The sequence below is a fragment of the Galbibacter sp. BG1 genome, assembly GCF_013391805.1.
Lineage (GTDB): Bacteria > Bacteroidota > Bacteroidia > Flavobacteriales > Flavobacteriaceae > Galbibacter.
On the sequence record NZ_CP058364.1, the window covers coordinates 1,427,596 to 1,441,415 of the forward strand.

The window sequence follows — 13,820 nt, forward strand, 5'->3', positions numbered from 1 at the left end:
CAAATCTTTAAAATATGAAAGCAACGGTATTGACAATTATTTTGATAGTCTTAACCAGTGTATATGCAACGGCGCAGGAAGGCAGTGAATGGGTAGAAAAAGTGTATTCCATTAAAGGGAATTGGTCTATTGTGGAGAACGATGGTAAATTCATGTTTAGGCTTGGAAGTAATTTTAACACACTGCCAGGTCCAGAATTAAAATTATACCTTTCTCCAAAGGGCATACACGAAATAAACGAAAGGGATGCTGTGCACCAGCAGGGCGGACTCTTAATTGCAGAATTGCAATCGAACAAAGGAAGACAGGAATACCCTTTTCCTGAAGGCACTAATCTAGCCGACTTCAAATCCTTGGTCATTCACTGCGAGAAATTCTCCGTAGTTTGGGGGGGTATCGATTTAAGCAAAGAATGATTTCAGAAAAAATTAAAAACATACCCTTAGGATACTCAGAAGTAGTATATCAAAATAAAAAATACGGCATCTCCAGATCTGACTTTAATTCCGGGAAAAGCATTAAAATATTTGCCAAAGAGTTGGGAGGTAACGACTTTATTAGTTTAAACTTCTACGAAACCAATAATGGGGAAATTTTAAAACCTTGTGAAATGCCCGAGGAAAAAGTAATTCATTTTTTAAATAATTTTAAAAATATATCAAGATGAAATATAAAGCTATTTGGAATGGAAAGGTTTTGGCAGAAAGCGAATCTACTCAAGAAGTGGAAGGCAACCAATACTTCCCGCCGCAAAGCATAAACAAAGAGTTTTTTAAAACCTCCCAAACCCAGACGTCTTGCCCATGGAAGGGAAAGGCTTCTTATTATTCCATTGAAGTGGATGGAGAAATAAATAAAGACGCCGCTTGGTATTATCCAGACGCATCACAAGCTGCCAAACATATAGAAAATTACGTTGCCTTTTGGAAAGGCGTAAAGGTTACCGAAGCCTAAATTATGGAAAAAGTAGCGCTAGGGGGAAGTTGCTATTGGTGTATGGAAGCTATTTTTATATCGCTTTTGGGAGTAGGAAGGGTAGAACAAGGCTTCGTATCGTCCAAAGAAGATACGGACTCTTTTTCCGAGGCTATCGTAGTGCATTATCATGCCGCAGATATTCCTTTAAAAGTACTAATAGAAATTCATTTGCATACACATAAAAGTACACATCGCCATAGTAGAAGGGACACCTATAAATCGGCAGTCTATGTTTTTTCTGAAAAACAAAGATTACAGACGAATGAGATTTTAAATACTCTTCAAAAGAATTTTTCAGAAAAAATTATCACACAGGTATTGTCTTTTGAATCATTTAAATTTTCTGATGAAAAGTTTCATGATTATTATTTCAAAAATCCGAAAAAACCTTTTTGTGAAACTTATATCAACCCGAAATTGCATAAATTACGGGAACAATTCACTAAATATACCGATCGTGATAAATTGAAACACCTTTCAGATTAAAAGCTTAAAATAAAGTCGTTATGAAAAGTACTAAACTAGAAATTCAAAACAAAAAGGGCTATAAATTGCAAGCGTACCTAGAGTTGCCAGCCAATGAAAAGCCCTTTTACTTTGCCATTTTTGCGCATTGCTTTACCTGCAACAGCAATTACAAGGCAGTTAAAAATGTAAGCAGATCGCTTACCAATTTTGGTTTTGGAGTGGTGCGTTTCGACTTTACAGGACTTGGAAGTAGTGATGGGGAATTTGCAGAGAGTCACTTTTCTGCCAATGTCGACGATTTGCTTTCGGTTAATGATTTTATTACTGAAAAATATAAAGCCCCTTCCCTTTTAATCGGCCATTCCTTGGGTGGCGCTGCCGTTTTGGTAGCGGCCAACAAGCTAGATCACGTAAAAGCGGTAGCCACTATAGGTGCACCAGCTACCGTAGCTCATGCCAAGCATTTGTTTATAGATCAAATAGACGATCTGGATAACAAGGATAGGGTAGAAGTGAAAATTGGAGGGCGTTCCTTTACTATCAACAAGGAATTTGTAATGGATTTCGATGCCAGCAACCTACCTGAGTCCGTCAAAGAATTGCGGCGACCTTTATTAATTATGCATGCGCCTTTCGATAAAACCGTGGGCATAGAAAATGCAAAGGAACTTTATGAAAATGCCATGCACCCCAAGAGTTTTATCAGTTTAGATGATGCCGATCATTTGCTTACCGATGTAAAAGACAGCAATTACGCAGGGAACATGATTGGCGCTTGGGTACAACGCTATTTTAAATATGAAGAAAATGAAATGTTAGATACCGATGGGGAGCAGTTGGTAGCACATTTAAATGTCGCCGAAGATAATTTTACGACCAACATCCAAACTAAAAAACATGCTTTTGTGGCAGACGAACCAGAAAGTTTTGGAGGGGATGATTTTGGCCCAGGCCCTTACGACTTTTTAAGTGCTAGTTTGGCGGCTTGCTCTGCAATGACGGTTAAACTATATGCTGAAAGGAAGAAATGGGAATTAAAAGAGGTTTTTGTATACATTACCTATTCCAAAAAGCATACCGACGATCTCACGATGGAGGCGGAACAAACGGGAAAAATAGACCACCTTTCTAAAAAAATGAAGTTTGTAGGAAATTTATCTGAAGAGCAACGGCAGAAACTAACAGAAATTGCATCCCGCTGTCCCGTACATAAAACCCTACAAAACGAGGTGGTTATAGAAACTGAGGAAGTGAAATAGTCTTTTTAATTTCTATTAATCCACGAATCGATTATCTTATTGATCGCATCGTCTTCCTTTAACTTTAAAATGGCAATATCTATTTGTTTTTCCAAGGCATTTGCCTCTGGGAATATAAAACCATAATGTTGAGGTAAAATATTCTTCTTGCTAAGCACAAATTTATTCTTCTCCCTTGCCTTAAAGGCGTATTCAAGGGGAATCACATCATATACCAACGCATCTACTTCGTTGTTGAGCAACATACGGTACCCATCTTTTACATTTTCCACAATTACTGGTTCGCCACCTACAATATTTACATTATCGATAAGTTTATTGTAGGGCGGTACGGCCACCCTTTTACCTTCCAATTGTGGCAGGGAAGTAATGGTTTTACCTTCTTTACTGGTAACGGTTAGAGTGGTGGCAATACCCGCGACAAAAGAAGTTGCCATAATAAGCGATATAATCATCCAGGCACCAATAATAAACCTTCCTAAAGCTGTTCTCGGGGCATAGTCTCCATACCCAACGGTAGTCATGGTAACAATGGCAAGCCAAATCCCATTTCCTATACCTTTTATTGGGCTCTTGCCAAAATCGCTTTTTCGATATCTTCCTTCTACAAGCCAAAAAAGAAATCCAACAATACCTAGCACCAGAAACAACCCTAGAACAGCATAAAGAAAAGTACTGCTAAAGAAAGGTTTAATACGTTCCCAAATGCTTAGATCGATGTTTGGGGCAAGAATGGCCATTTCGGTATCAAAATAGGGTTGTGAAAAACTTATTTGTTCCGCCCTTTCCGAATTAATGGTAATGGGCCCAATAAGAACATCAATCTTGTTATTTTTTACAGCAATAATTCCATTGTCAATATTTGTAAAAGGGACTAAATCGTAATTTAAATTCGTTTTAAAAGCAATTTCCTTCCAAACATCTATGCTAATGCCATTTGGTATATCTTCATTTAAAACAAAGGGTGCCGAACCGGTATAACCTACTTTCAGAATGGAATCTTTTGGGACTTGGGCAAATAGTTGGAGTTGAAATGCTAAAAAGAGAAGACAGCAAAGTTGTATTCGATGCATATTAAATCGGTTTTCACGAAAATACAAAAATGTGAAGGTTTATACGAATGTTAATCTTTATCTGCTGAAATCATACCTACAAGCTCCTCAATAATGATTTTCTTTTGCGTCCACGGTATAAAATGATTGGCATTAGGGAGCGCTATAGCATCTAGTTGTGCATTGCTAAATGTGTTTTCCACGTACCGCATGTTTTCAAATGGAGCTAGAACATCCTTTCTACCGTGTATTATGAGGGTAGGAATAGTAATATCGTTCCAGCTTGTGGAGATTTCCATAAGTTTTTTGGCATGTACGCTTTTTTCCTGTTGAGCGATTTCCAATGCTTCGGGTACCAACCATTTGGTAGCTTCCCATTCAGCAAACTGCCCGATCCAATAATACTTTTCTGCCTTCGGGTCTATGGCTGGGGACAACATAACCAAGCCTTTTATGGATGGATTACTTAAAGCGGCCAATGCGGCAATGGGACCACCATACGAATGTCCCACCACAATAACATTGTTTAAATTCAGTGATTTTATAATATCATTCAAAACCTCGGCTTGCTCAACGATTGAAGTCATTGCATTACCAAAACCGGAATATCCATACCCCGGGCGGTCGTAAGTAATTAAACGTGCTGTGCTTAGTAATGTAGTATCTTCCAAATAACTGTAAAATGCATTTGAAGATCCAGGCGCGCCGTGGACAAAAAGGATATTGTGTTCTGCTTTGTTTTTGGTTTGTATGACCCGTATATTTTCAGGATAAGTCGGGGAAGAAATATATTCAATAGCAACCGGAGTGTTCGATTTTTCGAAATACTGAAGGGTTTGTGTATCTGAGGTTCGAAATTGAAAGAAAAAGTGAAGATACACAGAAGCCACACCAACTAAGAAGAAAAGAATATATCTCTTAGCTCCTTTCGTTTTTACTTCAGTAATTGGTCTTTTCATTCGTTCCCAGCTTTATAGTTTCTTCGGCTTTTCTAAAGATACGACAAGCTGGACAATACTTTTAAAATAAAACACCCCTTCCTCTGTTAAGGAAAGGGTGCGTTCAGGTTTTTAAAAATTCTTATTAAGAATTTATCGTTTCCCAAAGGTTTTTACCTGCGTAGCGATCAGATATTTTGCCTTCTTCGTTCATCGCTAGAAGGTTTATCCAGCCATTTTCGCAGAGATGCCTTACATTTTCATGCTTTTCTAGAACATGGTTCATGGCATCTAAGGGCGCTTCTATGACCACGTTGAGCTTAAGAGGTTCATGCTGATAAGTATCTCCATCGTGTACCGATTGCCAAGGTAGGCCAACCCGTAGGTCTCCCGCAAAGCCCTCGAGTACTCCAATTCCTCCGGTAACATTGTGCAGTGCTTTGTTTCCAGAACCGTAGTGAAGGTTGTCTACGGTGGAAGCATAGTACTGTAAGCTAATCCAACTTGTTACCACCATGGGAGCGGTCATAATAAGTTCTAAAACCTGAAACTCTTTGTCTTGTTTCCAATTGTAGGAGTGTAGGAAAGATTTGCCTTCTAGGTCTATTCCCTCGGTACGGTTCCTAGATGTTACTATAAAGGCAGAACAACCAGCTAGTCCCCATTCTGGTCGTACCTGAGACCAGTCTTTACTTCGGCTAAAGATAGCCTTGTCTATCTTTTCATTATTTTCTATTTGCATACGCAAAGCCCTTTCGGCTCTGGCTGTTTTGCCGGCATTTTCTAACCATTTTTCCAAATCCTTTAATTCTTGTTTGTGTGATCCCGGAACATCGTAAGGGTTAAAAATACTTACTTCATCGGTGGTAGTATCGTGCTGGCATGCTAAGAAAATGGTTTCTTCTGGAATTTCTATTGCTTCTTGAAGTAGTAGTTTTCTCACTTCTTTGTTGTTTAGAACAGCGGCAGCTACCCTTGCATTTGCCTCTCCGGTGTGTCCGCCACAAGCTCCGCAGTCGAGGCCGGTAGCATAGGGATTATTTACCGTCGATGAACCATGGCCTACTATAAGTACCAGTCTTGCAAAATTCTCTGTAAGCGACATCGCCTGTAGCGCTGTTTTTGCCAATTTCAATTGTTCCTCAAGTGAGATGCCTGTTCCATCTTTCTTTTGATGAGTATTAGAAAAGCTAATTTGCTTGTTTTTTATGTATTTAGATTTGATGCTTTCTCGGTCTGGATGTGGCACTGGTCGTGTTATTCCAAAGGTATCTGTAAAAAGTTTTGGTAGGTAGGCGAGCCCCACGGGGCCTACAAAACTAAAGCAAGAGATTGCCCCAAGTTTGAACGATTTCCAAGAACGATTTACTTGATGTTTTAGCTGTCTATTTTGAATAGCCCATTTGTTCTGTTGCGGGATTGCTATTTCCTCTTTTACCGTTGGTCCTGTAGGAAGGAGTACCGGACATTGCGCTTGACCCTCTTCGTGAGCCAAAGGCACATATTTTATAGGAAAGGCGAAGAAACCTGCGAAACCGAGTGTTTCTATTTCTGCAGATGCTTGTTCCAAATGTCTCCTGTAAACCTCCGAGCGGACGTCAATACAAAAGATCGCCTGTGCTTTTGGACTTTTCTTTTCGTTTTTGTTTTCTTCTTTTTTATCCTCAAATAGCTTTATGAGTTTCTGTTGGGCGGATAGATCGTAAGCCTCTTGAAGAATTAATCTTTTATACTCATCATTGGCGAGTGGGGTTTCTTTGTTGGCAATTAATAATTGGAGTTCGTTTTCCCAATAATTTTGAAGCTCTTCCATTTTTACGCTTTGGTAGAAACAAGCTTCCCAGCAAATCAAGACACATAAAAATTCTTGAAGCGCGTTGGACTCTTTTCCGTAGAGCTCTTTATCCCAATCTATTTGTGCGGCATAGGCGGCCCATCCACCCACGCGTATAAGCAGTCTGTGAAGGTAAAGTTCTGCCGTGGCATAAGGTATATTTAGGGTAGCTAAAGAATGTGCTGCCGCTTCAATAGGATCTTTAGGTAGGCTCTCAACGCTTTTACGAAATCCTTTTAAGCCCATTATTTCTGGGGTACGATCTAGTTGAGCTTCTGCTTTCCAAGCTTCAAAAATCCCTTTGTTTTGGTGTGGACTTTTCCACAGCGCTTGTCCTTTATCAAAATAAGCAGCTGCCCAAGAAGTTATTCGGTCGATACAAAACCGGTTCCAATCTTTTTTGTCGAAATGAGAGACCAAATCTGTAATGGAGTGAACTTTATAGGAATCTGTCTCTTTGGAGTCTTGAACATCTATTATCGAGATAAATTCGATAGCTTCATTCTTGCTAAACCCTTTTCTGTATAGTACATGTTCAATATGATTGGCAGATAACTTCCCATCTTTTATCGCTTTTAAGTAGTAAGCTAAGGGCATAGTTGTTTTTACCCCACCTACTTTAGAAAGTCGTTTGGTAGCCTCTTCAAAAGAAAGTTCTGTTAATCCCAGATATGGATTTACTGCTACAAAGTTTTCTAAAGGCCAAACCGGAGCAATTCTTTTGCAGGCCTTTTGTAAGACGTTTTGGAGTGCTTCAGCTGTATTCCCTGCTGTTTCGGTTTTAGTATTTTGATTTTTAATCATAGTGTTATGTTTATTGCTGATTGATTTTTTTATACAGATTCTAAAACAGATTCCCTTTTTGGCTTTTTATCTGATGGATTTTCTTCCGTAGGAATATTGAAAGCTTTATTTGAAAAATTCGGTTGTGGTGTTCCACTAGAGCTGTTATTCAATGCGCCCACGAGCCTATCTAATATGGCATTTGCATACCAGCCATTTCTAAAATGGAACCCCACTTTGGTCCAGTAGGAGCTCGTAGCAAGGGAAGGAGCGAGCATTTGGCCCACAACTGTAATTCCATACAGTAATAAAACACCTGCAATAAGCACAGTAATTATCATATTTGGTTGTGAAAGAGTTGGTAATTGGGTAGCTAGTAATAAATGGGTTGCACTTTCCAAGGTAAAAAATGCAGCAGCTACAAGGGTTGCCATTATTGTGGTTCTAAGTATTCCAGATTTAAAACCATTGGCGTCTATTGTTGGAGCAAGCATTTGAGATAACCCCATAACTATTATAGCTCCAGTTGCCAAGAGGGAAAGTTCTTCCAGGGGATCGATTCCCCAAGCGAACGAGAATGCCAGATATACCGCCATGGCCAGGAATACACTTAACAACAACCTTGGGATACTCCCCAGTCTCTCTGGTAGCGCCACCTTATTGGAGCGTACCGTATCGATAACACTGCCGGACGACAAAAATGCGTGGGCTTTATAAAAAGAGTGGGCCACCAAGTGAAGCATGGCTGCTGGATATACTCCGAGTCCGCAGATCATTAACATAAATCCCATATGGGCCACACTAGAATAGCCTAGAGCAGTTTTTACTGAAGGTTGCGTAAGGAATGCCACGGAAGCAAACCACCCTGTAAATCCACCGAATATAATTAAAATCACCGGTGCTAGGGTAGTGCCTTCCACAACAAAAGCAAATCTAGTTATTAAAAACGGACCCGCATTTAGTAGTCCAGCGTGGAGTAGGGCAGATACTGGAGTAGGCGTTTCCATTACTTCTATAAGCCAACCGTGAAATGGGAATTGAGCCGATTTAAAGATGGCAGCAAGGGCCAAAAACACACCTGCGAGTTCCACATTCGCAAAATTACTTTGCAGCGCTTGGTTTTCTTTTATCTGTTGAAAGATTGTTCCTAAATCTCCAGTTCCAAAGTGGTTGTAAAGCAATACAAAGGCAATGAAAAGGCTGAGGTCTCCAGCTCTTGCCATGATAAACTTCTTTTTGGCCGCAATAATGGCCCGAGGTCTATCCGAATAGAAAACGAGGAGCCTATGCAGGGAAATACTAGTTAATACCCATGAAAGGAATAACAGGCCTAAGTTTCCAGAGAGTACCAGTAGCTGAACAGAAGCGATGGTGGCGCAGAGCCTACCGAGAAAAGCGCCTTGACGCTGATCCCCATCTAAGTAGTTGAAACTAAATTTTACGATTATGAATCCGAGTAAAGCAATCATTGAAAACATAAGGATGCTCAACGGATCTAAACGCAAGGAGAGTCCTATTTCGTAAAATCCTATTGTCATGGTTTGTACCGCATCGTTTTGCAGTATAAAAAAACCGCTTACAGCGGCGATTACAATAGTGAAAATAGTAGTGAAAGAGCTGAAACTTTTAACAATACTTGGCTTTCCTCCTGGCTGAAACCACGATGCGAGCGCGCAAATGGCAAATGCTACAGGAGAGAGTAGTACGAGCGTAGCAATTAAATTTTCTGTCATATCAGATTTTTAAAAATGTATTTAAATTTTGTTATTCTGCTATTTCTACAGTTATCGAAGAATTAATATGCACTGGGGCGTTCTTTTCTTGGGCGGCACTTATTAGATCCATTAATTGTTTTTTACTTTTCCTTAATTCCCCTATTCGGATTACGGAATATTCGTCTTTTGTTCCAAAACGCTCCTCATGGCTCCAGTTTCTGCATTCGTGGAAGTTTATTTTTTTATCAAACAGATAACCTAAAATTTCTTTTGCATCTGTTGCGGAGAATGCTCCTTTAACGAGTTCGCATTTTTGACTTTCCAAAACTTGTGTTTCCATAATTTTATGATTTTTAGATTTTTACTGAGGCAAATATCCAGATTAGATTTCATAAATTTTTATTTATATTTACTATCTAATACATAAAAATAATTTATGAATTACACATTGCACCAACTTCAAATATTCTTAAAAGTTGTGGAAACCAAGAGTATTACCAAGGCTTCGGAAGAATTATTTATGACGCAACCAGCGGTTTCCATTCAGCTAAAAAACTTTCAAGAACAGTTCGAAATTTCTTTAACAGAAATTGTAGGAAGACAACTTTTTGTAACGGAATTTGGATATGAAATTGCGGCTATCGCGGAGCGGGTGATACAGGAATTGAATATCATCAACTATAAAACACAGGCTTTTAAAGGAATTCTGGCAGGGAAACTTACAATTTCCTCGGCTTCTACAGGAAAATACGTAATCCCTTATTTTTTATCGGATTTTTTGGAAATGCATACGGGAATTGATTTAACGCTGGATGTTACCAATAAAACGAGGGTTATAGAAAGCCTTAAGCAGAATGAAACTGACTTTGCATTGGTATCTACAGTTCCCGATAAGATGGATCTTGAAGAGGAAATTTTAATGGAAAACAAACTTTATTTGGTAGGGAATCGACCAAAAAAAGAAAACAATATACCGCTTATCTATAGAGAAGAAGGGTCTGCTACCCGCATGGCAATGCAGGAATACTTTAGTAATCATCTTAAAGGAAAAAGAAAGCGTATGGAATTAACCTCTAACGAAGCTGTAAAACAAGCTGTTATTGCGGGTTTGGGCTATTCCATAATGCCATTGATAGGTATCCACACAGAGTTGGAAGCAGAGCAGTTGTATATTTTACCATCTAAAAAATTGCCTATAAAAACGGAGTGGCGTTTGGTATGGTTAAAAGGAAAAAAGCTCTCGCCCGTAGCATCTGCCTATCTTCAATTTATAAAGGAGCATAAGCAAAACATACTTAAAAAGCATTTTAAATGGGTAGACGATTTTTAATAGTTTAAGGGAAGCCTTTTTTAAGGGAAATTTATTTGTATTCTTTAAGGGAAAGTTTTTGCCCATCGAATTCAGCATAGGTAAAATAATGAATCCAATCCCCTAGATTTACATATTTGCTATTGTTTTTTAGGTTAATTTCCATGGGTAAATGACGGTGTCCAAAAATAAAGTAATCCCTATGTTTATCCTCTAACTTACGTTTGCAATATTGCACCAGCCATTCATTTTCTTCTCCAAGGAATTTTATGTCTTCGTCTCCCGAAATTAGTTTGTTTTTTACTGAGAGGTATTGAGCTAATTTTACCCCTAAGTCGGGATGTAACCATCTAAAAAACCACTTGGCAATAGGGTTGGTAAATACCTTCTTCATTCGCTTATAGCCTTTGTCCCCTGGGCCCAAACCGTCTCCGTGCCCAATAAAAAACGTTTGCCCGTTAAAGGTATATTCTTGTGGAGTATGGTAAACGGGAATGCTTAGTTCTTCTTCAAAATAACCATTCATCCAAAGATCGTGGTTGCCAACAAAATAATAGATGGGAATCCCGGAGTCGGTAATTTCTGCCAGTTTTCCGAAGGTACGCGTAAACCCTTTTGGGATAACGGTTTTGTATTCAAACCAAAAATCGAACAAATCCCCCAATAAAAAAATTGCGGCTGCATCTTGTTTAACTTCATCTAGCCAAGCGACAAAGCGTTTTTCCCGAGTAGCACTCTCTTTTCTGCTGGGTGCACCTAAATGGTTGTCGGATGCGAAGTATATTTTTTTTCCTTTAGGGATGTTCATTTGTTGATTTTAAATGATAAATATAAGCAGTTTTGCGTTAGGGATTGCAACAAGCTACCCCGGCGAAAAGCGAAGCTATTCTGCCGTGTAGCGTGGAAAGCCCGCCCCAACATTTTCGTTGGGGAACGCCCTAGTTATTATCGACCGCATACCACTCTGCAAACGAAGTTTCCGTTTCTTGTAGTTTTAAAGAATGGAGCGAAATATGTTCTGGGAGTCGTTTCTTTATTTTTTCTGCAAAATCGATGACCATGTTTTCGCTAGTGGGTTGGTAATCTACCAAAATAACATTGTGCCCTCGGCTAGAGAGCTCTTTGGCCAACTCTACGTGAGGTGTGTTTTTGTTAAAAACCGTCGCATGGTCGAACACATCTACAATATCCTGCTTCACTATTTTTTTGAGATCGCCAAAATCTATTACCATTCCCAATTTTACGTGGGAAGTGTCCTTAATGGGCTCACCAATTACCGTTACCGACAGCTTGTAGCTATGGCCGTGCACATTCCTGCATTTTCCATCGTACCCGTACAACGCGTGGCCAGTTTCAAAATTAAATTGTTTGGTGATGCGTATCTTGCTCATTTCCTTCTATAATTTCTGCAAAGATAAGGGGTTTTTTAATTGTAAATAAATCGGTTTGCCAGCTTCTATTTTGTTAGCATATATGATTAACTACCGCAATAATTGTATATTTAGCTTTCATTATAAGAACTACCAACTTATGAGGTCTGTTTTAATCTTTTTTGCTTTTGGACTACTTTTTTCGTGCCAGCAAAACCATGTAAAAAAGGAAACTAAAAAACCATTTAGTGACCCGGAAAAAACTTTAAAAGTGCTATTGATTGGGACTTTTCACTTCGAAAATTTCAATCCTAAAAATAATTCAGATATAGTACAAAAACAGGTAATAGATGTGTTAACTGATAAAAGCCAAGCAGAATTAGATTTGATTTCCCAAAAAATCGCAGATTTTAAACCCGATAAGATATTTGTTGAATACCCTTTTAAAAATCAATCCAGATTAGACAGCGTTTTCAAGGCATGGCCTCAAAATGTTGACTATAAAGCTCAAACTAGGGATGAGATTTACCAAATTGGTTTTCGAGTGGGAAAGTACTTAAATCACAATAGAATTTATGCAATTGATGTGAAAACAAGTTTTCCTTATGATAGTTTAAAAACCCAAATGAAAAAAGCTGGACAATTTGACTTAATTGAAAAAGATGAAAAGGACTTAGAAAGCTTGGAAGAAACCGCTAAGAAATTATTCAACTCCGAGAAAACTTTATCGGAGATTCTTTTCTTTTATAATGAACCAGAATACAGGAGGAATGATATTGGCTGGTATGTGTCATTAGCAAATCAAGGTGGAGAACTCAATAATTTTGTAGGATCACATTTAGCGTCGGAATGGTATAAAAGAAATCTTCAGATGTATTCGCTTGTTCAAAAAAGAATTAAAAAAGAAGATAGTCGTATTATGATTTTAGCTGGGGCTAGTCATATTGCAATGTTTAAAAGTTTTATTGATTATAATCCTGATTGGGAATCTATAGAGCTAAAAGAGATAATGTCCAAATAACCATATTTTATCATCAAAATATTGGCAGTATTTATTTAGCTGAAGATTTACCATCATTCATTAAATAAGAGAGATTCTGAAATTTATATTGGTCAATCTTAATTGTTGTTATTAAATTGCTGATAATTGCACATTGTAAACCCTGAATTTAAACAATTTAACCGTTATGAAATTAACTTATGCCCCGAATGAGCATTCTCTGCTCCGTACTTTATTTTTGTTTGTTTTGATTTTTTCCCTCACTTCCTGTGCATCAGACAAAGATGATGTCATGGAAGAAGATCCAGAAATGGCCGTGGAAGACCCAGCGGAGCCGGATAATCCCGAAACACCCAGTGAAGACCCTCAAGCAGGATGCGACGATGTTTCAAAATATATTTTTAATGAAAAAGATGGCTTGGTAAAAGTGGAGTTTGAAAATGCCCTTTTTATAAAAGAAGAGTGGAAGCAGGAAGCGAGCGAGCAAAACTTTTCGGGAGAAGGCTATATGGTTTGGACGGGGGATGAAAATTTAGGAAATCCTGGCGTTGGAGCGACAAGCTTTAAAATTAAAATTAACAATCCCGGGACATATCAATTTTTATGGAAATCTGCCGTAACCATTGGAAGTAATGGTACCGAGCATAACGATACTTGGTTGCGCTTCGACGATGCCGATGATTTCTACGGAAAGAAAGGAGAAAGCATTGTATATCCCAAAGGGCGAAATAAAACCCCAAATCCAGAAGGTGCTACAAAAGATGGCTGGTTCAAAATCTACCGAAGTGGAAACGATCTTGGCTTTAAATGGCAAGCACGTACCTTTGATAACAATGCACATGATATTTTTGTGGAATTTAAAGAACCTGGAGTTTATACCATGGAAATTTCTGCCCGTTCCAAAGGGCATGCTATAGATGCATTTGTGCTTTTTACAGAAGCGTTCGGAAAAAATAATGCCATGGACGCCGAAACTTTTAGCGAGATTACCTGCAACTAATTTGCCTTGGTGAACCCAAGTGAGGTGTAGGAATAAAAATTTGAGAATTGGCCTAAGATGCAGTTTACTCTTAAATCTAACTTAGTGGGTAAAACCATTGTGTTTTCTGCTGAA

Annotated in this window: 15 protein-coding genes; 8 read left to right on the forward strand and 7 right to left on the reverse strand. The window is 38.6% G+C overall.

Features of this window, described 5'->3' with window-relative positions:
• Window positions 1-14 precede the first annotated feature (14 nt).
• From HX109_RS06285 to HX109_RS06305, 5 genes are read left to right on the forward strand one after another with little or no spacing between them, the layout of a single operon-like run.
• Window positions 15-416, forward strand: coding sequence for a DM13 domain-containing protein (locus tag HX109_RS06285; protein ID WP_178950337.1), 402 nt, complete (start codon window positions 15-17; stop codon window positions 414-416).
• Window positions 413-667, forward strand: coding sequence for a peptide methionine sulfoxide reductase (locus tag HX109_RS06290; protein WP_178950338.1), 255 nt, complete (start codon window positions 413-415; stop codon window positions 665-667). Before HX109_RS06285 ends, HX109_RS06290 begins: the two co-directional genes overlap by 4 nt.
• Window positions 664-954 (forward strand): DUF427 domain-containing protein, encoded by a 291-nt coding sequence (locus tag HX109_RS06295; protein WP_178950339.1) that lies wholly within the window; start codon window positions 664-666, stop codon window positions 952-954. Before HX109_RS06290 ends, HX109_RS06295 begins: the two co-directional genes overlap by 4 nt.
• A 3-nt stretch (window positions 955-957) precedes the next feature.
• Entirely contained in the window at window positions 958-1,464 is a 507-nt protein-coding gene (locus HX109_RS06300; protein ID WP_178950340.1) for a peptide-methionine (S)-S-oxide reductase, read from the forward strand.
• Between the two features lie 20 nt (window positions 1,465-1,484).
• Window positions 1,485-2,705, forward strand: coding sequence for a bifunctional alpha/beta hydrolase/OsmC family protein (locus tag HX109_RS06305; RefSeq protein ID WP_178950341.1), 1,221 nt, complete (start codon window positions 1,485-1,487; stop codon window positions 2,703-2,705).
• A gap of 5 nt (window positions 2,706-2,710) precedes the next feature.
• Here HX109_RS06305 and HX109_RS06310 read toward each other — a convergent pair whose 3' ends face one another.
• The 5 genes from HX109_RS06310 to HX109_RS06330 form a co-directional block, all read right to left on the reverse strand.
• Window positions 2,711-3,778: a transporter substrate-binding domain-containing protein gene (locus tag HX109_RS06310; RefSeq protein ID WP_178950342.1), complete on the reverse strand. Its 1,068-nt coding sequence runs from the start codon at window positions 3,776-3,778 to the stop codon at window positions 2,711-2,713.
• A gap of 50 nt (window positions 3,779-3,828) precedes the next feature.
• Window positions 3,829-4,716 (reverse strand): alpha/beta fold hydrolase, encoded by an 888-nt coding sequence (locus tag HX109_RS06315; RefSeq protein WP_178950343.1) that lies wholly within the window; start codon window positions 4,714-4,716, stop codon window positions 3,829-3,831.
• Window positions 4,717-4,840: 124 nt separating this feature from the next.
• The gene (locus HX109_RS06320; RefSeq protein WP_178950344.1) at window positions 4,841-7,333 is read right to left on the reverse strand and encodes a YbcC family protein; all 2,493 of its coding nucleotides are present in this window, start codon (window positions 7,331-7,333) and stop codon (window positions 4,841-4,843) included.
• 29 nt (window positions 7,334-7,362) lie between these two features.
• Window positions 7,363-9,045 carry a proton-conducting transporter membrane subunit gene (locus tag HX109_RS06325; RefSeq protein WP_178950345.1) on the reverse strand — a complete coding sequence of 561 codons (1,683 nt, stop codon included), beginning with the start codon at window positions 9,043-9,045 and terminating at the stop codon, window positions 7,363-7,365.
• Between the two features lie 31 nt (window positions 9,046-9,076).
• A complete protein-coding gene (locus HX109_RS06330; protein ID WP_178950346.1) occupies window positions 9,077-9,367 on the reverse strand; it encodes a hypothetical protein in 291 nt (96 codons plus the stop codon).
• Window positions 9,368-9,463: 96 nt separating this feature from the next.
• Between HX109_RS06330 and HX109_RS06335 the strand changes: the two genes are divergently transcribed.
• Window positions 9,464-10,357: a LysR family transcriptional regulator gene (locus HX109_RS06335; protein WP_178950347.1), complete on the forward strand. Its 894-nt coding sequence runs from the start codon at window positions 9,464-9,466 to the stop codon at window positions 10,355-10,357.
• A gap of 31 nt (window positions 10,358-10,388) precedes the next feature.
• On the opposite strand, the gene HX109_RS06340 is transcribed toward HX109_RS06335, so the two are convergent.
• Both HX109_RS06340 and HX109_RS06345 read right to left on the reverse strand, forming a co-directional pair.
• Complete coding sequence (locus HX109_RS06340; protein WP_178950348.1) at window positions 10,389-11,144, reverse strand: UDP-2,3-diacylglucosamine diphosphatase; 756 nt, start codon at window positions 11,142-11,144, stop codon at window positions 10,389-10,391.
• Window positions 11,145-11,274: 130 nt separating this feature from the next.
• Window positions 11,275-11,727: a 6-pyruvoyl trahydropterin synthase family protein gene (locus tag HX109_RS06345; RefSeq protein ID WP_178950349.1), complete on the reverse strand. Its 453-nt coding sequence runs from the start codon at window positions 11,725-11,727 to the stop codon at window positions 11,275-11,277.
• Window positions 11,728-11,866: 139 nt separating this feature from the next.
• On the opposite strand from HX109_RS06345, the gene HX109_RS06350 reads away from it, so the two are divergent.
• Both HX109_RS06350 and HX109_RS06355 read left to right on the forward strand, forming a co-directional pair.
• Window positions 11,867-12,727 carry a DUF5694 domain-containing protein gene (locus HX109_RS06350; RefSeq protein WP_178950350.1) on the forward strand — a complete coding sequence of 287 codons (861 nt, stop codon included), beginning with the start codon at window positions 11,867-11,869 and terminating at the stop codon, window positions 12,725-12,727.
• Between the two features lie 166 nt (window positions 12,728-12,893).
• Window positions 12,894-13,706, forward strand: a complete 813-nt coding sequence (locus HX109_RS06355) for a hypothetical protein (protein WP_178950351.1) — start codon at window positions 12,894-12,896, stop codon at window positions 13,704-13,706.
• Window positions 13,707-13,820: the final 114 nt, after the last annotated feature.